Origin of the sequence: Bacteroides faecium (assembly GCF_012113595.1) — a bacterium.
Classification (GTDB): Bacteria; Bacteroidota; Bacteroidia; order Bacteroidales; family Bacteroidaceae; genus Bacteroides; species Bacteroides faecium.
Map to the genome: position 1 here is coordinate 2,169,869 of NZ_CP050831.1, position 22,984 is coordinate 2,192,852.

The window sequence follows — 22,984 nt, forward strand, 5'->3', positions numbered from 1 at the left end:
ATGAGAAAAAAAATGTTGGTTCTGATATTTTGCATGGGAGGTTTTCTCCCTTGCAAAATATCTGGTCATGATTGGCTGTGCTCCGATTCTCTGTTCTTTAGTTCGCTCAGACTTGATATGCCGGGGCTGGAGAATGTGAGAGGCGGTGTGGAAAAAAAGGATTATTCTTCCGCTAAAGTTTTTTTGTTGCAATATAAAAGGTTGGCTGATACAGGTAAATGGTTCAAAGAGCCGTTTGTTGCAGGGCGGGTGTCAAACGAAACAGATATATCGGCTGACAGTGTTTGTATGCATTATATTTGTGATGATATAAACGTCAAACGGCCTTATGTACAAGGGCAGGTATATATGGGAGAACATTTCGACTGGTTGTTTAATCCGAGAAAGAGTAGTGATCCCAATTATGCAATTGAATGGACTCATGCTTGCGTGTCTCGTATCAACTTTTTGAATAAACTTGTAGTAGCATATCAAAAGACGGGTAACGAAAAGTATTTGAAGAAGTGGATTTGGTTTATGTATGACTTTGCCAAGGATAATCCTTTGTCCGTGAAGCCTGTCTGGAGAAGTCTGGATACAGCAATAAGAATACGAACATGGCTTAATGCATATCTGACATTTCGAAATTCTGTACTGTTTACAGCAGAAGACAATGTACTTTATTTGAAGTTGATTTATGAACATGCAGAGCATCTTAAAAATACACTATTAAAAGATGCTGCTCGTACGGGAAACCATGTGACGACAGAGTGTGCTGCATTATATACTATTGGCTGTGTATTTCAGGAATTTGAAAAATCAGAAGAATGGCGTGTAATCGCGATTGGCCGCTATATGAATGAAATTAAAAGAGTAGTGCCCCCTGATGGTTTGCAGGCTGAACTATCGCCTAGTTATCATTATGGGGTGGTTGCTACCTATAAGCAATTATATGATATTGCTAAAATAAACGACATCAGACTGCCTGAGGCATTTACATCCAGATTACTGGATATGTATCGGGCACCGGTTTTACTTATGGATCAATGGGGAGATCATGTGAGGACCAATGACTCCAGTCTGAAAAATATTAAAGAAATATCAAAAGAAGGTTTGAAGATTGGATATGATCCGGTATTGGCATGGATCGTCTCAGATGGGGAGGAAGGTGAAGAGCTGCCTGCTACAACATATCTGAATCATGCAGGATTTTATATGATGCGGAGTGGCTGGAAGGATAATGGTATGTTTTTATTCTTTAGAGGAGGACCGCAGGGGATTGGTCACGCTGAACAGGAGAAGTTACAGATTGTGCTAAAGGCATGGGGAAAAAACTTATTGTTTGATCCGGGGAAATATCCTTATGATCAGTCTGATTGGAGACGCTTTTCAATTAATACTCCTTCACACAATACTATTATAGTAGATGGGAAATGGCAATATCGAAAGAAGGTAATTCCTGAAATCTATTCTCCGGTAGACAATTTTTTTTGCACAACACCTTTATTTGATTATGTTTCCTCTAGCTATACTGACGGATATGTGACTAACGTATATAATCCGAAGAAAAGTTACCAGCCCCAAATGTGGTTGGATGATCGGGATACAACAGTGACTCATATCCGGAACGTATTGTATCTTAAACCTTATTACGCTTTGATTATTGATCAACTGGAGGGTAACGGAGAACATGTATTCGATGCGCATTTTCATCTTGATGCTCCGGCGGCCATATTGAATCCGGACGGTCATTCTGTGCATAGTGAACGCAACGATAGCATACAAATCGGTATATATGCAATAGACAAAGAAAACTTGCAAACGGAAATAATACAAGGGCAGAAGAATCCTTTATTAGGTTGGTATCCCATAGAACACCGGCCTATTCCAACGGTGCGTTTTCGTAAAAAGCAGGAGGTTCCGGCAGCTTTTTCTACATTCTTATATCCGTATAAGAATAAAAAACCAAGGTTTGATACGGAAAATATAGATATTAGTTCAGAACGTCTAATTTGGGGACGGAGAATTTTTACAGATGAAGAGATTGCAGAGGTAGTATTGGATAAAAAGAATAATCAGTCAGTGTTCGGTTATCAATCAGCTCTGGTGGGTGATGTTAGTGTAAATGCTAAAGGGATAGTCATAAGGCAGAGCCAGGTGTATGTTAATTCTGTAAATGTAGGAATATGGGGAGCTTCAGACTATCATGATAAGATATTTGCTTTTCATTTCTCTAGCCCGGCAGATGTTGTGTTGCAACAAACTGGTGATTCTATTATTGTATTGAATGCAGGAAAAGAAGAATTTGGGATTATAATTCGTAAACCGTTCCCAAAAGAATTTGTAATAAAACCTGGGGAATGGATCAGGATCTCGGAGAAGAAAGAAGAAAAAACTGTGCAACCTTTGATGTTTCCATTGTTTAATGAACGAAAGTAAAAAACAGAATGTATGAAAATAAAACTGACGATTATATTTTTGGCTTTTTTTGCCATTATATGGGAAGGTAAATGCCAGGTTATGGTAAAAAAGAATTTTGAACTGGCAGAAAGTCAATACTGGAATATGCTAAATAAAGCTATGGATATAAATTGTTTTCCTCGTACGGTGAAACAAGATAGATTGTGGTGCGTGCCGGCTGAAGACTGGACGTCTGGTTTTTGGCCGGGTGCATTATGGTATTTGTATGAGTATACAAAGAATAATAGTTGGAAAGATGAAGCAATGAAATGGACTGATAGTCTGAAGGATATTCAGTATTTTGTAGGGCATCATGATGTCGGATTTATGATGTATTGCAGCTATGGCAATGGTTTTCGTCTGACTGCTAATCCTGAATATATTCCTATACTTGTTCAATCTGCCAAGTCGTTATGTAAGCGGTACTCATATAATGTAGGGTGCATCCAATCGTGGAATGCAAGAATGTCGGTTGGGGGAAAAAATACTTGGAAATACCCTGTGATAATTGATAATATGATGAATTTGGAATTATTATTTTGGGCCACTCAGGCTACCAACGATTCTATATATTGGAATATAGCGGTAAGTCATGCCGAGAAAACGATGAAGAATCAGATTCGGGCGGACTTTAGTTGTTATCATGTAGTAAACTATGATCCCGACACTGGAGATGTATTACACCGACAGACAGCTCAAGGGTTTGCAGATAATTCTACTTGGGCTCGTGGACAGGCATGGGGAGTTTATTCGTTTACTATGGTTTATAGATATACTAGAGATGAACGTTTTCTACGGACTGCTATAAATATGGCTGACTTTTTTCTGAATCATAAAAGTCTTCCCGATGATGGTATCCCATATTGGGATTTTAATGTCGGTGAGGAAGGATTTAATCCTGATTTTGAATACAATCCCCGTGATTATAGTATGATTCCCCGTGATGTTTCGGCAGCATGTATTGTAGCTTCTGCTTTATTTGAATTGTGTGGTTATGTTTCTGATGTAGATAAGAAACAAACTTATTACAGTGCAGCCATAAAAATATTAAATAACCTAAGTACAGATTATTATAGAGCGAAAGAAAATGAGAACCACAATTTTATTTTAAAACATAGTGTTGGTAATCTTCCTGGGAATAACGAAGTGGATGTGCCATTAATATATGCTGATTATTATTTCTTGGAAGCATTGATCAGGTATAATACTAGAATGCTCTCTTCGGATTTGTTTTCAACGAGAACAGGAGCTGTGAATAACTAAACCATGCCTTGTTGATAGAAAATGATCGAATATGATTAATATGCTTATTACTAATAAATTAACTTGTTAATAACTTTGTTGATATCCTTGTTGATAATTGAAATAGCTTGTGAATAACGCTAGTAAAGAAGAGTCGCCATAAAAAAGAAGAACCGCATTTCTGCGATTCTTCTTATCTTAGTTGCGGAGATCCGACTCGAACGAATGACCTTTGGGTTATGAGCCCAACGAGCTACCAACTGCTCCACTCCGCGATGTTTAACGGGTGCAAAGGTACGGCTTTATTTGGAATACACAAATTATTTGCAGAATATTTTTCTAATAAATTTCCCTTTTTCTCTTATATGACTGAAAATGAGTAGGGTAATATTGGAACTTTTTTTTAGTACCTATTAATATACAAATGTTAATATTCTCTCTGTTTTCTTGTATGGTCTAAAGAAAAGAATTACTTTTGCTCAAAATATTCAGCAATGTGCAATTTGTAACCTATGACCGTATCCAAGACAAAAGCCAAATTAGTAGATGTTGCCCGTCAGCTTTTTGCGAAGATGGGAGTAGAGAACACGACTATGAACGATATCGCTCTTGCTTCTAAAAAGGGTAGAAGAACTCTATATACCTATTTTAAAAGTAAGGATGAAATTTATCTGGCTGTTGTAGAATCGGAACTGGATATCCTGTCGGATATGATGAAGCGGGTGTCGGAAAAGAATATCTCTCCGGATGAAAAACTGTTGGAACTGATATATACCCGGCTGGATGCGGTAAAAGAAGTCGTCTACCGGAACGGGACGTTGCGTGCCAACTTCTTCCGTGACATATGGCGGGTAGAGAAGGTGCGTAAGAAATTCGATGCAAAGGAGATGCAGCTCTTTAAGGCGGTTCTTCTGGAAGGACAGGCTAAAGGAGTTTTCCACATTGACGATGTAGAGATGACTGCCGATTTGATACATTATTGCGTGAAGGGAATTGAAGTACCTTATATCCGTGGTCATATAGGCGCGCATCTGGATGAAGATACGAGAAACAGATATGTGTCCAACATTGTGTTTGGCGCACTGCATAGAACAGAAATTTAATTAAATAACTTTTAGTATGGGATTATTAGACGGAAAAACAGCCATTGTAACCGGTGCTGCCCGCGGTATTGGTAAGGCTATCGCTCTGAAGTTTGCTGCCGAAGGCGCAAACATCGCATTTACTGACCTTGTCATTGACGAAAATGCAGAAAATACAGCCAAAGAACTTGAAGCAATGGGTGTGAAAGCCAAAGGTTACGCTTCCAACGCGGCTAACTTTGAAGATACAGCAAAAGTCGTAGAAGAAATCCATAAGGACTTCGGACGCATTGATATTCTGGTAAACAATGCCGGTATCACTCGTGACGGTTTGATGATGCGTATGAGCGAACAGCAGTGGGATATGGTAATCAACGTGAACCTGAAGTCTGCATTCAACTTCATCCACGCTTGCACGCCTATCATGATGCGTCAGAAAGCAGGTAGCATTATCAATATGGCATCCGTGGTAGGTGTTCACGGTAATGCGGGACAAGCTAACTACGCAGCTTCCAAAGCCGGTATGATTGCATTGGCGAAGTCTATCGCTCAGGAACTCGGCTCTCGTGGCATCCGTGCCAACGCTATCGCTCCGGGATTCATCCTGACAGACATGACTGCCGCTCTCTCTGACGAAGTTAGAGCTGAATGGGCAAAGAAAATTCCTTTGCGTCGTGGCGGTACTCCTGAAGATGTGGCAAACATCGCTACCTTCCTCGCTTCCGATATGTCTTCTTACGTATCAGGACAGGTGATTCAGGTAGATGGTGGTATGAATATGTAATCGAACAGAATGACTGTTGTATACGAAGACAACCATATCATTGTAGTCAACAAGACCGCTTCCGAGATTGTCCAGGCAGACAAGACGGGCGATACGCCGCTTTCGGAGACTGTGAAACAGTACTTGAAAGAGAAGTATCAGAAACCCGGCAATGTTTTCATCGGTGTAACACACCGGCTGGACCGCCCCGTAAGCGGTCTTGTTATATTCGCCAAAACGAGCAAGGCGCTTACGCGTCTCAATGAAATGTTCCGCACCAGTGAGGTGAAGAAGACCTACTGGGCAGTGGTGAAGAACGCTCCGAAAGAACCGGAAGGCGAACTGGTACATTTCCTTGTGCGTAATGAAAAGCAGAACAAGAGCTATGCGTACGATAAAGAAGTCCCGAATAGCAAGAAGGCGATTTTAGACTACCGTTTAATAGGCCGTTCAGAGAATTATTTCCTGCTCGAAGTTGACTTGAAAACCGGACGCCATCATCAGATTCGCTGCCAACTGGCAAAGATGGGATGCCCCATCAAGGGAGACTTGAAATATGGCTCTCCACGCTCCAATCCTGATGGAAGCATTTGTCTGCATGCCCGGCGAGTACGGTTCGTACATCCCGTCTCGAAAGAGCTGATAGAGCTTGAAGCTCCTCTTCCCGATGGAAACTTATGGAAAGGATTTGAACTGTTTTAATCAGTGCAAATCCTTTTTCTTTTTGCCAAAAGGGTAAATCTGCCTGCCATTCTTCCTGTTAATTCTAGCGACAGCCGGTAAATTCCATTATACATATTATATTTGCATCATTCGCTAATTACTATATTCAAATCTACCAAAGAAAAATACGAATGAAGGCATTTAAACTACTCGCACTTACTTCCTGCTTTTTGCTTGCGGCGGGAAACGGAGTTGCACAACGGGATTATTCAAAGAGTGAAGGACTGCTTCAGTATGTCGACCCTTATATCGGCTCCGGCTATCATGGTCATGTATTTGTAGGGACGAGTGTTCCTTACGGCATGGTGCAGCTTGGCCCTAACAATATCCATAAAGGCTGGGACTGGTGCTCTGGTTATCATTACTCCGACAGCATTCTGATAGGTTTCTCCCATACCCATCTGAGCGGTACGGGATGTACCGATTTGGGCGATATTCTCATTATGCCGTTGAATGAAATCCGCACTCCCAGAGGCAATCAGGATGATATACGCGACGGTTATGCTTCCCGTTATTCGCACGACAACGAGATAGCCCGTCCCGAATATTACTCTTTACTTCTCGACCGCTACAATATCAAGGCGGAACTGACAGCGACAGACCGGGTAGGCTTTCATCGTTATACCTATCCCGAAGGCAAACCTGCTTCTATATTGATTGACTTGCGTGAAGGGAACGGCTCGAACGCCTACGATAGTTATATCCGTAAAATAGACGACTACACAGTAGAAGGTTACCGCTACGTAAGAGGCTGGAGCCCTTCTCGAAAAGTTTATTTTGTACTGAAGAGTGACAAGAAAATAGAGCAGTTTACTGCCTACGATGACAACACCCCGAAACCTTGGGACCAACTGAAAGTAGCATCCGTGAAAAGCGTTCTCACTTTCGGCAATGTAAAAGAAGTAAAGGTTAAAGTAGCTATTTCTTCCGTTAGCTGTGCCAACGCCGCCATGAACCTGCAAGAAGAACTTTTCCACTGGGACTTTGATAAAATAGTAAGGATGAGTGCCGACCGATGGAATAAAGAACTTGCAAGAATGAGCGTCGAAACGGACAACGAATCTGCCAAACGTATTTTCTATACCGCACATTATCATACCATGATTGCTCCTACGCTCTATTGCGACGTAAACGGAGAATACAGAGGTATGAATGATATGATTTACACTGACCCGAAGAAAGCCAACTATACCACCCTTTCTTTATGGGATACCTACCGTGCCTTGCATCCCTTGATGACTATCATCCAGCCTGAAATGGTGGACGACGTAGTCAACTCCATGCTTTCCATCTACCGTCAGCAGGACAAACTTCCTATCTGGCCTTTAATGAGTGGCGAAACAAATTGTATGCCGGGTTACAGCTCTGTTCCGGTGATTGCTGATGCCTATCTGAAAGGATTTACCGGATTCGATGCGGAAGAAGCATTGCAGGCAATGAAAGCGACTGCCACCTATGAGAAACAGAAAGGCATCCCTTATGTATTGGAAAAAGAATATATCCCTGCCGACAAAGTTCATGAAGCTACCTCGATAGCCATGGAATATGCAGTAGATGACTGGGGCATTGCCGCTATGGCGCGCAAAATGGGAAAGACCGGAGATGCGGCAACTTACGCAAAACGTGCACATTACTATAAGAATTACTTCGACTCTTCTATCCACTTCATTCGTCCGAAGTTGGAAGACGGTTCTTGGCGCACTCCTTATGACCCGGCACGTTCCATCCATACCATCGGAGATTTCTGCGAAGGCAACGGCTGGCAATATACATTCTTTGCTCCGCAAGACCCATATGGACTAATCGGTTTATTCGGCGGTGACAAACCGTTTGTCGCAAAACTTGATAACTTCTTCACCAACAATGACAGCATGGGCGAAGGCGCATCCAGTGATATTACCGGACTTATCGGGCAGTACGCACATGGCAATGAACCGAGCCATCACGTCGCCTACTTGTATGCATATGCCGGTGAACAATGGAAAACGGCGGAGAAAGTTCGTTTCATCATGGATGAATTTTATACAGACCAACCGGATGGAATCATAGGCAATGAAGACTGCGGTCAAATGTCCGCCTGGTATCTTCTTTCATCTATGGGACTTTACCAAGTGAATCCGTCGGACGGTGTATTTGTTTTCGGCAGCCCATGTTTTAAGAAAGTCGAAATGAAGGTACGTGGTGGCAAGACATTTATAGTAGAAGCTCCTGATAATAATAAAGAGAATATTTATATCCAGAAAGTTTATTTGAACGATAAGCCTTATAATAAGAGTTATATCACATACGATGATATTATCAATGGCAGTACTTTGAAGTTTGTGATGGGAAAGAAACCGAATAAGAATTTCGGCAAGGCTCCGGCAAACAGACCGGTTGTTTTGAATAAGATAAATGAATAAGAAGAAAATAGTTTTCAATAGGTAATAGGATTCAGATAGTTGTTTGAACGTAGTTTTCAGCCCTCTTCCATAAGACTAACAGGTTTTATAGAAGGGGGCTGAATGTTATTAATGGAAACAATAGAATAGTGAATAGCGTTAAATATGTGCAAAGAGTTTGTACATAACTTGCTTGAATGTCTCTAATTAGTTACATTTGTAGAATGGAAGTAACAAGCAAAAAGGATAGCGATATACGTGAACTGTATTTCTCTGAAGAATTTCTGGAGTTTTACAATAGTCTGCAAGACAAAATAAAGACTAAGTTTGAGCACACAATGGATATTATTAGAACAGAATACATACTTAGTACGAAGTTTGTGAAACATTTAGAGGGGACAGATTTATACGAGATGCGAGTATCGGTTAGTACCAATGAGTATCGAACAATTCTCTTTGCTGTTGACAATGATAATATTATTCTTTCAAAGAAAATACTGCTTTTGAATGGCTTTCTAAAGAAATCCACGAAAGATTATAGTAAACAAATAAAGATTGCGAAACGGATATTAGAAGACTTTGAATTATGAGAAAATTAGATGAAAAGAAATTAGCAAAGCTGCAAACAGCAGGTGAACTATTGGATGAGAAATATGGAGAAGTTGGAACAGAATCCCGTACAGCTTTTCATGAGAAGTCTGTGACATGGTATTACGGTGAGATATTACGTGACCGTCGGAAACAGCTAAAGATTACCCAACAGGAATTGGCAGAGAAAGTCGGTACGGCAAGAAGCTATATTGCCCGTGTGGAAAAAGGAGAAACTGATATTCAGATTTCAAGCTTTTTCCGCATTGCTCGTGCTTTGGGCATTGAGTTTACTCCTACATTTTTGTGATTGACCGATTCCTGTTTGAGAATCAAAAAGTAAATCCTGTTTTCAAATTCTATTCTTTCTTGTGAATAGGGATGAAAGCAGGATTTATTTTTTTGATCAAATCGTCGGAAGTGGCAAACAATTACAACAACTATTTCCCTACAATCATTAGGCTTTCCGGAACTTTTGAGTATTTTTGTTGTTAGAATTGAGAATTTTTGTTCATTGAATTGAGAATTTAGATAGATTATGTATAAAAGAGTTCAATATCAGGAAGTTAAAAGCCGACTTGAAGAGCCGAGACGCTTTATTCAAGTATTGGCGGGTCCAAGGCAAGTTGGGAAATCGACTTTGATAGGACAGGTAGTAGATGATTTGTCAATTCCATTCAGTAGTTATTCGGCTGATGATGTTCCGGGGGTATCTTCTTCATGGATTAGTGATGTCTGGGAATCTGTCCGTGCGCAGATGGTTATTCAGGCGGAAAAGGAGCATTTGTTGGTTATAGACGAAGTTCAGAAGCTTGATAATTGGAGTGAAGTCGTAAAGAAAGAGTGGGATCGGGATACACGTGAAGGAAGGAGTCTGAAAGTTGTGTTATTGGGCTCTTCCCGGCTTTTACTCAAGAAAGGACTGACAGAATCATTGGCAGGGCGTTTTGAATTAATAAGAATGACCCATTGGTCTCTTTTGGAAATGCAAGATGCTTTCGGATGGGATACAGATACTTATATTTATTATGGAGGGTATCCGGGAGCTGCCTCTTTGGTGAAAGATGAAGTCCGATGGAGGAATTATGTGAAGGACGCACTTGTCGAAACTGCCATATCTAAAGATGTATTGTTGACTTCCAACATTTATAAGCCGGCTCTTATGAGGCAATTGTTTGAGTTGGGGTGTAGTTATTCCGGTGAATTGTTATCACTGAATAAAATGTTGGGGCAGCTTCAAGATGCTGGAAACGTGACTACCTTATCCAATTATCTTCAAATTTTGGATCAGTCCAGTTTATTGGCAGGATTGCAAAAGTATGCTTCGGATAGTGCCCGGAAATATAATTCCATTCCTAAGTATCAGGTGTATAACAATGCGCTGAAGAACGTTTATAACAGTGCTACGTTTCTACAAAGTCGGGGAGACCCTAAACAGTGGGGGAGAGAAGTGGAATCTGCCGTTGGCTCTTATTTGATTAATCAAGCGGAAGTCATAGGATTTAAGTTGTATTATTGGCGTGACGGACGAGATGAAGTCGATTTTGTTATAGAGAAAAATAATCGTTTGGTAGGACTGGAAGTTAAAAGCGGTAGGCGGGGAATGAATAACGGATTGTCTGTTTTCAGAGAATTATTCAGGCCTTATAGGACATTTGTTATAGGAACTAATGGAATAGCAATAGACGAATTTCTCAAAGCGGATATTAATCTTTTATTCCAATAGTTCCTGGATTCTATTTTATGGCAGCGGGTCAGCCTTTGCAGGACGTTTCGGGTCATAAACGGCTACGCCTACCTTGGAATCCGCACAGCCGTAATACAAATACCACTTGTTTTTGAAGTAAACCATTCCTTCTATAAAGACAGTGCCATCTACATATTGCCCGCTTTTCTCGAAGCTGTCCATCGGACGGAAGAACGGTTCGTCAAGACGGGTGATGAAACGGGTCGGTTCGTTGGCGTCGAAGAGGGCTTGACCGGCGGCATAGACATTGGCAGTGTAGCGTTTGTCTCCTCTTCCCGAATGGTTCTTGCCGTTGTAGAGAAGGACGATGCCTTTCGGGGTGTAGATAGCGGGCGGGCCACATTCGGTGAGATGGCTGTCGAAATATCCGTCGCGGGGAGAGAATAGTTTCTTTAAAGAGCCGTCAATGTTGACAACGGGAGTCCAGTTGATTAAATCATCGGATGTGGCGGCAAATACATGTTCTTCACCCCAGTACATAAAGTATTGCCCGTTGATTTTTTTGATAAGCTGTTGCCCTTTCACTATTTCCGTCAGGATAGAGCCGGATTTGCATCCCAGGTTGAAGAATTTTCCGTTGTATGCTTTGGCAAAGGCGGGGCCGTATTTTGTCCAGTCTTTCAGATTACGCGAGGTGGCTACTGCCAGGCGGGGCACATGGCGATTCCATTGCGTGTACATCATCACATACAGTCCGTCCTCTGTCACGGCAACTCGCGGGTCTTCGCAACCGCCCGGCCATTCCAGTTCCTTTTGCGAATCATTGTCCGGGTAGAACACCGGCGATTTTTCGCGTTGGAAATGTATGCCATCGGTAGAAGTAGCATAGCCGAGACGGGAAGTGCGGTGACCGATGCCCACACCGGATTTATCTTCCGCACGATACAATACGACAATCTCTCCATTGTAGAGCGTGGCTGCCGGATTGAAAGTGTCATTCGACTCCCAGGCAATGGAATCTTTTGCCAACGGACAATAAAACTTGGTGTTTTCTATGGGAGATATTACAGGATTGACGCTCTTCGGACGTTCGAAACCACCGAAAGCCCAATCGGGTAATTTGTTCTCTTTGTTATTGGAAGACTGTCCGTAGGCGGTACAGACCATTATTGTTGTAGCAAGTAGAAATAAAAAGGTTGATTTCATAATTTATTAATTGGATTTATGAGGACAATTATTCCTCTACATATGAATTGAAAAATAATAAAATGCTGTCATCTGTCACATAATTAGATGCAAGTGTTTGATAATACATGAGTTATAGTGTGACAGCATGATGTGATAGCAGTGTGACGACAACTCTTGCTGTCACCATGAGTATGCTTGCCGGAAAAGAATTGTTTCCTTATTTGAAACCATAGTTTCAACGGCGAGAAACTTTAGTTTCATCGGTGGGAAACTTTAGTTTCAAAGGCTTGAAACTTTAGTTCCATCAGTTAGAAACTTTGGTTTCTATTGCTTGAAACTCTTGTTTCAGCAGCATGAAACTACTGGTTTCATACGGTGAAACCAAAAGTTTCAAGGCATGGAACCATTGGTTTCACCGTATGAAGCAATTATCTTATAGGCAAGAGTGGGGTAGGAACTACCGGATACTGTTCAACAAATCCACCTTTCCCTCGTTGACAAGCTTTAGGATTAACTCACCGAACAGTGTATTTTGCCATGCAAACCAGGAGCGGGTGAAGTTTTTCGGGTCGTTCTTGTGGAAAGATTCGTGCATGAAGCCTGTTCCGGCATCCGTATCCATCAGCATTTTGATGCAAGTCTTGATTTCCGCGTCGTTTTGGCTGGTGAATGCTTTCATCATAATGCTCATCGGCCAAATCATGTCATATCCGATATGCGGTCCGCCGATACCTTCTCCGGCAGTACCTTTGAAGAAATAAGGATTATCCTCACTCCATACAAATTTGCGGGTATTCTGATAAATCGGGTCGGTTACTTTCACATCTCCCAGATAAGGCAGGGCGATAAGGCTCGGCACATTGGCATCATCCATTAACAGTTGATTGCCGAAACCATCCACTTCGAAAGCATAGATTTTACCATACTTCGGGTGGTTGTAAACAGCATATTTCTTCAAGGCTTTTTCCACTTCGTCCGCAAGTACGGTGCATTGCTTCGCTAAATCCGGCTTCTTATTGACCGTAGTCAGAATCTCGGCAGCTTTGCGAAGCGAAGTGACAGCGAAAAAGTTGGACGGAACAAGGAACTGGAAAGTAGTGGCATCGTCGGAAGGACGGAAAGCGGAAGCAATCAGTCCGACAGGTTTCACCGGGTTGCCCCAGCCGTCGTTAGTCATGGTGTCGAGTGCACGTTCCGTTTTGCGTTGGAAACGGTAAGGGCCTTTGGCGTCGTCCTTGCGTTGCTGTTCTTTAAACGTTTTCAGGACGTTGGCAATGGCTGCAAGCCATTCGTCGGAAAATACACTGGCATCTCCCGTCGTTTTCCAGTAATGATAAGCCAGACGGATAGGATAGCAGAGCGAGTCGATTTCCCATTTGCGTTCATGCAGTTCGGGCTTCATGGCGGTGAGGTCGCTCATCCATTCGCCGCCTTCGGAGTTCATATTGAAAGCATTGGCGTACGGGTCGATGTTGATACACTTGAACTGGCGGTTGATGACGCCGGCAAGCATCTTTTTCAGTTCCGGGTCTTTGTTGGCGAGTTGCACATAAGGCCATACTTGTGCGCCGGAGTCGCGAAGCCACATGGCGTGAATGTCGCCTGTGTAAACAAACGTATCATCCTTGCCGTCGAAATGAACGGTCGTATCCAGCGTGTTCGGGAAACAGTTCTCGAACATCCACGCCAGGCGGGCGTTTGTCAGCAGTTGCTTGATGTGCGCAATCTGTTGCTCTACGGCTTGCGATACGAACAGGCGCTTCGCCGCTTCCGGGCGGTTCGTCTGATAGTTGTTGACTTTGGTATTATCTTGTTGGATGATAAAATCACTGTTTTCCATAGCCTGTATGTTGGCAGCGCCAAAGAATGCCATGGATAAGCAAAAAGCTTTAGTTATATTCATGGTAATAGTTTTTAATTCTCACCACAGATTACACAGATTAACACAGATAAAGATTAAATTTCCGAGAAATAAATAATCTGTGTCAATCTGTGTAATCTGTGGTGAAATGGAGTTAATTAATTTCAGCAAAGAATTCGATAAGACAGGCATTGTCTAGCAGCCATTTATACTGCTCTTCATTGTGTCCCGACCAATCCCTGCCTAATAGTCCGTTTTTGTCCCGGTAGTTTTCCCAGGCGTGAATCGCATTGGCCGTCATAGCGTCAACATATGCCGGGTTCTTGTCAATCTGATACAGAGCTTTCAACCCTCTGAATAAAATCACGTTGAACCACGCCATGTCTTTATGCACTTTGATTGCCGGGTCTTTCTTGTCGGCTTTTGTACGGAAAAAGGCATCTGTTCCTGCGGCGGTTAGTTGTGCGTCGTGCAAGTACTGTTCGTCTCCCGTCTCCTCGTAGAGCAATACGCCTGCCTGAATCATTTGTCCGCTGTTGTAGGCATATTTCTCTTTGGAGACACTTCCTTTCAAGTTGATATTGTCCCAGTAAAGGTGGTCTTCAGGGTCGCACAGATGCTTTTTCGTCCAGGCGTAAGTCTCTTTCGCTTTTTCCAGATACTTAGCGTCTTTCGTCAGACGGTACAATTTGACACCGAGCACTGTCGACGGGGCGTTGGAACAAGTGTGCTTCGCTTCTTTCTTCTGTTCGCACCAAAAGATGCCGCCACCCATTTCGTCACTCCATCCACTGTAAATATACTGATACAGTGCGACAGCTTTCGCCAGAGATGCAGGCTTGCGCGTCAGTTGGTAGTAGTCGCAGTAGTCCAGTGCAATCCAGATGTTATCGTCGTAATAACGCCCGTGCTGCCCGTACTTTACAGGATACGACTGGTAACAGGCGGGCAGTCGGCTCTCGTCCCAATACTGCTCCATTCCCGGAAGAATCTTTTTGTCGAGTATCTTCTTGTACTTTTTATCTCCGGTAGCTTTGTACAACGCCACACAGCCCGACATCATCCCGGAGTATGGCCATAGAAAAGACGCTTTCAGCGTTCCGTTCTGTTGCGTGCCACCTGCCAGATAAGTGATTTTCTGGTCGGGGTTGACAGGATATGTTTCTGTCAGTAGTCCGTCATTCGTCTGATACAGATTTAGTATATTGTACAGAATCGAGTCGGCAATAGAAAGGTAACGGGCATTTCCCGGAGTCTTTCCTACTGCGGAAGTAAGGCAAAATAGCATACAGGCTGCAAAACATATATTTCTCATAGGAGTATCGGGGTTGGAAATTGAAACTTTCAGGTTATTAGTGAAAAGCGTCAGCCGAATGACGGATAGACGACACACGGCTGACAAAGACTATTTCTGTTGCCGCTCGTCAAACTCCAGTTCCACCTTTACAGGGAAATGGTCGGAAGGCGTGCGCGCCTGGTAAACTTTGATGTCGATTTCTTCCGGACAATCATTCGCCTGCTTTTTCTCACCGTTTCCTACGATGCTGCGATACGTATCCGTCAGTACGCCATACCTTTTCACATGGAAAGACGGAGACACGAACACATGGTCGATGCGGCTTTCCGTAAAGCTGTTCGGGTCGAAGTCATTGAACGTACCGTTGATGGCATAGCGGAAACCGGCCTTCTCGTAAGAGTCGCACAATACCCCTTTGCTCACAAAAGCGTCATATGACTGGTGAGTCTGGTCGACATTGAAGTCTCCCGTCAAGATAGCCGGAAGCTCTTTGCCTTTGCCGAGTTCCTTCATCTTGTCCTGTACGAGGAATGCACTTTCCACACGGGCTTTTTTGCCGATATGATCCATGTGCAGGTTGAAGAAAAGGAATTCGAAACCAGTGTCCTTGCATTTGAAATGTCCCCAACTGCAAATACGCGGCAATACGGCATCCCAACCCTTGCTAGGCACGTCGGGCGTTTCTGACAACCAAAAATCACCCTTTTCTATCACGTCAAACTTATCCGTACGATAGAAAATAGCGGAATGTTCGCCTTTCTCTTTGCCGTCGTCACGTCCTACACCGATATAATCATAACCGGGCAATGCCTCTTTCATGTCTTTCAGTTGATGAATAAAACACTCCTGTGTTCCGAAAATATCGAAATCGTGGTATTGCACCATTTGGGCAATGACCGGGTAACGTTGTCCCCAACCGTTGCCGCGGACAGAATCACCGCCGTTGGCGTTTCTCAGATTGTAGGAAGCAACAGTGATGGAAGTAGGCTGATAGTTACTTTGGCAACCGCAAAAGACTACCGCAACAAGGACGATAAATAAAAGGCTTTTAAGTTTCATGTTTTTATAGTTTGTTTGATAGATAATTCTCTGACTTCAAAAGTACGATATTTTATTCAATTGAAAGAGAGTAGGGAACATCTTTTTCTGTGGTTCCCCGTTGTTTGTTGGGCACAGGGCTCATTTGGAATTGAATATTCGCACCTCGTGTCAACTGCTCGTGTGTAAGATAATTGCGTGAACAGGACTTGCCGTTCACTTTCATATCCTTGATGTAGCGGTAGTCGGGCCGGTTGTTGTCCGACTTGATGGTGATGGTCTTTCCGTTCTCCAAATGCAGCTTGGCGGATTTGAAGAGGGGAGAGCCTACGATATACTCGTCGGTTCCCGGACAAACGGTGTAGAACCCCAAGGCGGAGAATACATACCAGGCGGAAGTCTGGCCGTTGTCTTCGTCACCGCAATAACCGTCCGGTGCGGCGGTGTACAACTTATCCATGATTTCGCGCACCCAATACTGGGTTTTCCAGGGCTCGCCGGAATAGTTGTAAAGGTAAACCATGTGCTGAATCGGCTGGTTGCCGTGTGCGTACTGTCCCATGTTCATCACCTGCATTTCACGCATTTCGTGAATCATGCCGCGACTTTCCATGCCCAGCTTGCCGGGAATCACGAATACGGAATCCATCATGGTATTGAATTCTTTTCTACCACCCATCAGGTTGATAAGCCCCTGCGGGTCGTGGAATACACAGAAACTCCAGTGCCAACTGTTCCCTTCGCAGAACTCGCCGCTCCAGTCTACCGCGTCGAAGTTCGGGTTGAATACGCCTTTGTCGTCCTTGCCCACCATCAGTTTGCGTTCCGGATGATAGACATTCTTGTAGTTCAGCGCACGTTTCTTGAAAATGTCGATTTCGCTTGCCGGCTTGCCCAGCTTCTTTCCTAATGCGTAGATAGTCCAGTCGTTGTAAGCATATTCCAGTGTGCGGGCTACGTTTTGTCCGATTCCTATATTATTGGCCACATATCCCAGTTGGTTGTAGGATTCGTGACCGAGACGACCGGAAGCCGTTCCGCGGAGATGCGCGTTTGTTCCGTGTTTCAGTGCTTCCCAAAGCGTTTCGATATCATATCCGCGCAGTCCTTTGATATAAGCGTCCGCTACTACGGAAGCCGAGTTGTTGCCCACCATGGAGTCACGATGTCCGGGACTTGCCCATTCGGGCAGGAATCCGCTTTCTTTATAAGCATTGACCAGTCCTTCCTGCATCTTCAGATTCATCGACGGATACATCAGGTTGAGGAAAGGGAACAAGCAACGGAATGTATCCCAAAATCCGGTATCGGTAAACATATAACCCGGAAGCACTTTACCGTTGTAAGGGCTGTAATGCATCACTTGTCCCTTGGCGTCTATCTCGTAGAAACTGCGCGGGAAAAGCATGGAACGATACAGGCACGAGTAGAATGTACGCAGGTTGTCGATGTTATCGTCCTCTATCTCTATCTTGCCCATTTCACGGTTCCAGATATCTCTGCCATTGGCAACCAGTTGGTCGAAACTCTTGTTGTCGAGTTCCTTCAGATTCAGTTCCGCCTGTTCGGGGCTGATAAAAGAAGAAGCGACACGGGCATAGACGATTTCTCCTTTCTTCGTTGCGAATCCGATGACAGCTCCGGTGTGGTTTCCCTTCGCTTCCGTTTCATTCGGAAGAATATTGTTCTCCGAAACGGCGGAAACGAAAGTAAACGGCTTGTCGAACTGCATGACGAAGTAGTTTTTGAAGTTATCGGGCACACCGCCGCTGTTCTTGGTCGAATAGCCGATAATCTTGTTTTCTTCGGGAATCACTTTGACGTAAGAACCCTTGTCGAAAGCATCCAGAATGACATAGGCATTTTTTGTTTCGGGATACGTAAAGCGGAACATGACGGCACGCTCGGTGGGGACGAGTTCGGTAGTCACGTCATGGTCGGCAAGATATACCTTATAATAATAAGGCTTGGCAACTTCCGCTTTGTGAGAGAACCAACTGGCGCGCCGGTCTTGGTCGAATACCAGTCCGCCGGTGATTGGCATGATGGCGAACTGGCCATAATCATTGTTCCATGGACTGGGTTGATGTGTCTGTTTGAACCCTCGGATTTTGTCGGCATCGTACGTGTATGCCCAACCGTCGCCCATCTTACCGGTTTGTGGTGTCCAGAAGTTCATTCCCCACGGCAGTGCCGTAGCCGGATACGTATTTCCGGTGGACAGTTCGTACTTGGATTGTGTGCCTACCAGCGTGCTGACATAGTCCACCGGATTCTTTACAGCAGAAGATTGCAGGGTGTACAACACGGCACTTCCAAGAAATAACAAGTGTTTAAATGAAAAATGTGTTTTCATGAACAAATGAATTTATTGATTTGAAAATAATTTCTACGACGAAAATAGGGAGAAAAGGAATGTGCTTCCATGAATGGACAGGTAAAAATACCCGATGGCGCTAATGTTAACCACTATGGCACTAAGGCTTACCTATATTCCTGCCAAAAAAAAGTGCGGAATCTTTTTTTATTTACCTTTGTCATATATCAAATCTAAGAATGACACGCCATGAATAGACAACTGTTTTTTATCCTTGCTTCCATCCTTAACCTGTTGATACATACGGCATCTGCCTACAATCTGAAGCAGATTGCAGATAAGGAATATATGTCCAACAGTTCGATTACATCTCTGTGCCAGGACGAACGAGGACTGATGTGGATAGGCACTTGTGACGGACTGAATATTTACGATGGACAGGAGATTGAAGAATTTAAAACGCGTGACAAGGACGATTACTTATCCGGTAACCTGATTGACAATATCGTATATACCGGTGACGAGATTTACTGGATTCAGACATACTACGGACTGAACCGCCTGGACAGGAGAACAAACACAATCACGCACTACAATGAGTTCCAGAAACTCTTCTTTATGAATAAGGATACCAACGGCAATCTGTTCATTATCCAGGACAGCAACTGTATCTATTATTATCATAAGAAAGAGGACGCTTTCAAGAAAATCAATATCACGGGGATTCCCATCTCGGACATCGTAGACTTTTTCATCGACGGCAACAACCGTATGTGGGTAGTGATGAAGGGGTACAACCGTTGTTATGACATACAGCAGGAACCCGCCTCGGGAGATATCACCCTGATGCCACAGAAAACCAGCCTCATTTATCAGACTTCACTGATTTACTGCTTCAACGACGAACAGTCCCTTTATTATATCGACAAGGACTATAACTTCTACGCTTTCCATATCCCGACCAAAAAGAATGAGTTCATTGCTAACTTGGGCAAAGAGATACAGGCGCGTGGCAAAATCTCTTCCATCGTCCATTATCACGACAGTTTCTTCGTCGGTTTCCTGATGGACGGCATCCTGTTATTAGAGAAGCAGAAGGAGACGAATACCTACCAGATTCAGCCGTTGCCTGTCAATAGTGGCGTGTTCTGTCTCAAGAAAGACCGTTTCCAGGATATTGTGTGGATAGGTACGGACGGACAGGGCGTTTATCTGTATTCTACCCCTCTCTATTCTATCAAGTCGACGGTACTCAGCAATTACAGCGAGAAGATAGAACGCCCCGTGCGTGCGCTTTATCTTGACGAAGACCGTACTTTCTGGGTGGGCACAAAGGGAAACGGAATCTTGAAAATCTATGATTATGAGGTCGACAGGAACATCTCCGACTGCCGGGCGGAAACTCTGACTAGCTCTAACAGCGCATTGGGTAGCAACGCCATCTATTGTTTTGCCAAAAGCCACCGGAATCTCCTCTGGATAGGCGATGAAGAAGGGTTGAGCTATTACTCGTATAAGGAAAAGCGCATTAAAAACATTCCTATCCGGGTAGCAGGCGAAGACTTCAAATACATACACGATATTTACGAAACGTCGGACTCCGAACTGTGGCTGGCAAGTGTGGGAATGGGTGTGCTGAAAGCCCGTATCGCCGGAACACCGGACAATCCGGTCATTGTAGATGCCCAGCGTTATGTCATCAACGATGGCGAACTGGGCTCGAACTACTTCTTTACTATCTATGCCGAAGACGAATCCCGCCTGCTCTTTGGCAATAGAGGATACGGAGTGTTCCGCTTCAACAAGACGACGAACGGATTGGAGCCTATGTCTACTCATAAATATGAGAACATGACACTGAATAATATATTGGCTATCAGCAAAGACAGCAGCAACAATTATCTTTTTGGCACGAGCTACGGACTGATAAAATATACTTCGGAGACTTCTTATCAACTCTTTAACGCTAAGAATGGCTTCTTGAACAACACCATTCATGCCATTCTCAAAAACTCGCCCGATAACTTTTGGTTAAGCACCAACCTGGGATTAATCAATTTCGATACCCGGCGGAATATTTTCCGTTCGTACGGCTTCGGTGACGGGCTGAAAGTGGTAGAGTTCAGCGACGGAGCAGCCTATCGTGACTCTCAAACAGGCACATTGTTCTTCGGCGGCATCAACGGCTTTGTTGCCATCCGTGCGGACGGTCGTCCCGAACAACTTTATACACCGCCAGTCTATTTCGACAAACTGTCCATTTTCGGAGAGCAATATAACCTGGGCGAATTCCTCACCCGGAAAAAGGGTACGGAAGTCCTCAACTTGCAGTACGACCAGAACTTCTTCTCAGTCTCCTTTGCTTCTGTGGACTATCTGAATGGCAACAACTGCACCTATTTCTATAAGCTGAAAGGCTTGAGCGACCAATGGGTGAACAACGGTTCGGAGAGCGGAGTCTCTTTTACGAATATGGCTCCCGGAGAATATACGCTACTGGTGAAATACTATAATAGTGTCTTTGATAAAGAAAGTGATGTCTACTCTTTAGTTATCCGTATCGGCGACCCGTGGTATGCTTCCTGGTGGGCTTATCTGATTTATGCCTTGTGCCTGCTTTTGTTGGCAGCCTTGTTGATACGTTCCTTTATCCTGCGCTCCAAACGCAAGAAGCAGGAATTGCTGAACGAAATAGAGAAACGCCACCAAAAGAATGTCTTTGAATCCAAACTCCGTTTCTTTACCAATATTGCCCATGAATTTTGCACTCCGCTGACCTTGATTTACGGCCCTTGCGGGCGAATCCTTTCATCCAACGGACTGAGCAAATTTGTAGTGGACTACGTACAGATGATTCAGACCAATGCCGAACGTCTGAATAACCTGATTCATGAACTGATTGAATTCCGTCGTATCGAAACGGGCAACAGGGAAGTGCGCATTGAAGCATTAAATGTATCGTCCATCGTAAAAGGAATAGCCAAAACCTTTGTCGAAATGGCGAAGTCCAGAAATATCACCTTCCTGAGCAAGATTCCCGAACAAGTGATGTGGAACTCGGACAAGGGTTTCCTGAATACAATCATTATCAATCTGATTTCGAACGCTTTCAAATATACTCCCGACGGGCAAAGCATCAAGATTGAGGTGGATACCACCGGAGAGGGCATATTGGTTCTTCGCGTAGCCAATGAAGGAAGTACCATCAAGGAAAAGGACTTCCAGCATATCTTCAACCGCTATTCCATCTTGGATAATTTTGAGAATCAGGATGAGAAGAACTTTTCCCGGAACGGATTGGGGCTTGCCATCTCATACAATATGGCAAAGTTACTGAACGGCACGTTGAAAGTGGAGAATACTCCTGACGGATGGGTGATGTTTACATTGTCTTTGCCTGTCATGGAAACGACTGCCGGAGTAGTGGCAACGAAACGGATTACCGCGGAATATATTCCGAAGATAGACACGCAGCCTATCTTGAAGCTCCCTCATTATGAGTTTGACAAGATGCGCCCTACTTTGCTGGTGGTCGATGATGAAATAGAAATGCTGTGGTTTATCGGTGAAATCTTCTCCGGTGACTTTAATGTAGTAACCCTGCAAGACCCCGAACGGGTGGAACAGGTGATGAACGAAGTGTATCCGAATGTGATAATCTGTGATGTCATGATGCCGGGAATCAGCGGCATTGAGCTCACGAAACGGATTAAAGCGGTGAAAGAGACGGCGCATATTCCTATCATCATAGTATCCGGACGGCATGAGATGGAAGAGCAGATGGCGGCTCTCTCGGCAGGTGCGGAGATGTATATCACGAAACCGTTTAATGCGGAATATCTCCGTATTTCGGTGGGGCAGGTGATGGAACGGAAAGAAGTTCTGAAGAACTATTTCAGTTCGCCCATCAGCTCTTTTGAAAAGTCGGACGGCAAACTGACGCATAAGGAATCGAAGAAATTCCTTCAGTCCGTCTTGAAGATTATCAATGACAATATAACGAACAAGGAACTGACTCCCCGTTATATTGCCGACCGGCTGGCAATCAGCCCGCGCAGCCTTTACCGGAAAATGGAAGAAATCGGTGAAGATAGTCCGACGGATTTGATAAAGGAATGTCGTCTGCATATCGCCAAAGATTTACTGTTGACGACTAAAAAGACAATTGATGAAATTGTATTCGATTCCGGTTTCTCCAATAAAGTAACTTTCTTCAAAGTGTTCCGCGAAAAGTACGGGTGCACGCCAAAAGAGTTTCGGATGAAACATTTGGAAGAGGTGTTGTAGCAGTCTGTGGCAAGGTGCTTGCCCCTACTTTTGTTTTCTTCTGCCCGAAAGGAAGATAAACGGCTCTGTAATGTATTCTGACGTATGTTTA

The 22,984-nt window shown here is 43.8% G+C and carries 15 protein-coding genes and 1 tRNA gene; 10 read left to right on the forward strand and 6 right to left on the reverse strand.

Features of this window, described 5'->3' with window-relative positions; all coding sequences use genetic code 11:
- A complete protein-coding gene (locus tag BacF7301_RS07560) occupies positions 1-2,418 on the forward strand; it encodes an alginate lyase family protein (RefSeq protein ID WP_245208461.1) in 2,418 nt (805 codons plus the stop codon).
- 12 nt (positions 2,419-2,430) lie between these two features.
- A complete protein-coding gene (locus tag BacF7301_RS07565; protein WP_167961678.1) occupies positions 2,431-3,702 on the forward strand; it encodes a glycoside hydrolase family 88 protein in 1,272 nt (423 codons plus the stop codon).
- Between the two features lie 181 nt (positions 3,703-3,883).
- Here BacF7301_RS07565 and BacF7301_RS07570 read toward each other — a convergent pair.
- Positions 3,884-3,956: transfer RNA gene (locus tag BacF7301_RS07570), tRNA-Met, on the reverse strand.
- Between the two features lie 237 nt (positions 3,957-4,193).
- On the opposite strand from BacF7301_RS07570, the gene BacF7301_RS07575 reads away from it, so the two are divergent.
- The 7 genes from BacF7301_RS07575 (at position 4,194) to BacF7301_RS07605 (ending at position 10,944) form a co-directional block, all read left to right on the forward strand.
- Positions 4,194-4,784: a TetR/AcrR family transcriptional regulator gene (locus tag BacF7301_RS07575; protein WP_167961680.1), complete on the forward strand. Its 591-nt coding sequence runs from the start codon at positions 4,194-4,196 to the stop codon at positions 4,782-4,784.
- A 16-nt stretch (positions 4,785-4,800) separates the two neighbouring features.
- Positions 4,801-5,547, forward strand: a complete 747-nt coding sequence (gene fabG, locus BacF7301_RS07580; RefSeq protein WP_004299904.1) for a 3-oxoacyl-[acyl-carrier-protein] reductase — start codon at positions 4,801-4,803, stop codon at positions 5,545-5,547.
- 9 nt (positions 5,548-5,556) lie between these two features.
- Positions 5,557-6,228: an RluA family pseudouridine synthase gene (locus tag BacF7301_RS07585; protein WP_167961682.1), complete on the forward strand. Its 672-nt coding sequence runs from the start codon at positions 5,557-5,559 to the stop codon at positions 6,226-6,228.
- Between the two features lie 152 nt (positions 6,229-6,380).
- Entirely contained in the window at positions 6,381-8,651 is a 2,271-nt protein-coding gene (locus BacF7301_RS07590; RefSeq protein WP_167961684.1) for a GH92 family glycosyl hydrolase, read from the forward strand.
- 203 nt (positions 8,652-8,854) lie between these two features.
- The gene (locus BacF7301_RS07595; protein WP_167961686.1) at positions 8,855-9,220 is read left to right on the forward strand and encodes a type II toxin-antitoxin system RelE/ParE family toxin; all 366 of its coding nucleotides are present in this window, start codon (positions 8,855-8,857) and stop codon (positions 9,218-9,220) included.
- On the forward strand, positions 9,217-9,528 hold the full coding sequence (locus tag BacF7301_RS07600) for a helix-turn-helix domain-containing protein (protein ID WP_167961688.1): 312 nt from the start codon (positions 9,217-9,219) through the stop codon (positions 9,526-9,528). Before BacF7301_RS07595 ends, BacF7301_RS07600 begins: the two co-directional genes overlap by 4 nt.
- A 228-nt stretch (positions 9,529-9,756) precedes the next feature.
- Positions 9,757-10,944, forward strand: a complete 1,188-nt coding sequence (locus BacF7301_RS07605; protein WP_167961690.1) for an ATP-binding protein — start codon at positions 9,757-9,759, stop codon at positions 10,942-10,944.
- A gap of 15 nt (positions 10,945-10,959) precedes the next feature.
- Here BacF7301_RS07605 and BacF7301_RS07610 read toward each other — a convergent pair whose 3' ends face one another.
- From BacF7301_RS07610 to BacF7301_RS07630, 5 genes are all read right to left on the reverse strand, one after another.
- Positions 10,960-12,111 (reverse strand): beta-1,2-mannosidase, encoded by a 1,152-nt coding sequence (locus BacF7301_RS07610; protein ID WP_167961692.1) that lies wholly within the window; start codon positions 12,109-12,111, stop codon positions 10,960-10,962.
- Positions 12,112-12,550: 439 nt separating this feature from the next.
- Positions 12,551-13,996: a glycoside hydrolase family 125 protein gene (locus BacF7301_RS07615; protein ID WP_167961694.1), complete on the reverse strand. Its 1,446-nt coding sequence runs from the start codon at positions 13,994-13,996 to the stop codon at positions 12,551-12,553.
- 112 nt (positions 13,997-14,108) lie between these two features.
- On the reverse strand, positions 14,109-15,269 hold the full coding sequence (locus tag BacF7301_RS07620; RefSeq protein WP_167961696.1) for a glycoside hydrolase family 76 protein: 1,161 nt from the start codon (positions 15,267-15,269) through the stop codon (positions 14,109-14,111).
- 90 nt (positions 15,270-15,359) lie between these two features.
- Complete coding sequence (locus BacF7301_RS07625) at positions 15,360-16,310, reverse strand: endonuclease/exonuclease/phosphatase family protein (protein ID WP_167961698.1); 951 nt, start codon at positions 16,308-16,310, stop codon at positions 15,360-15,362.
- Between the two features lie 52 nt (positions 16,311-16,362).
- Positions 16,363-18,645, reverse strand: coding sequence for a GH92 family glycosyl hydrolase (locus BacF7301_RS07630; RefSeq protein ID WP_167961700.1), 2,283 nt, complete (start codon positions 18,643-18,645; stop codon positions 16,363-16,365).
- A gap of 210 nt (positions 18,646-18,855) precedes the next feature.
- Here BacF7301_RS07630 and BacF7301_RS07635 point away from each other — a divergent pair, with 210 nt between their 5' ends.
- Positions 18,856-22,893 carry a response regulator gene (locus tag BacF7301_RS07635; RefSeq protein WP_167961702.1) on the forward strand — a complete coding sequence of 1,346 codons (4,038 nt, stop codon included), beginning with the start codon at positions 18,856-18,858 and terminating at the stop codon, positions 22,891-22,893.
- Positions 22,894-22,984 lie beyond the last annotated feature (91 nt).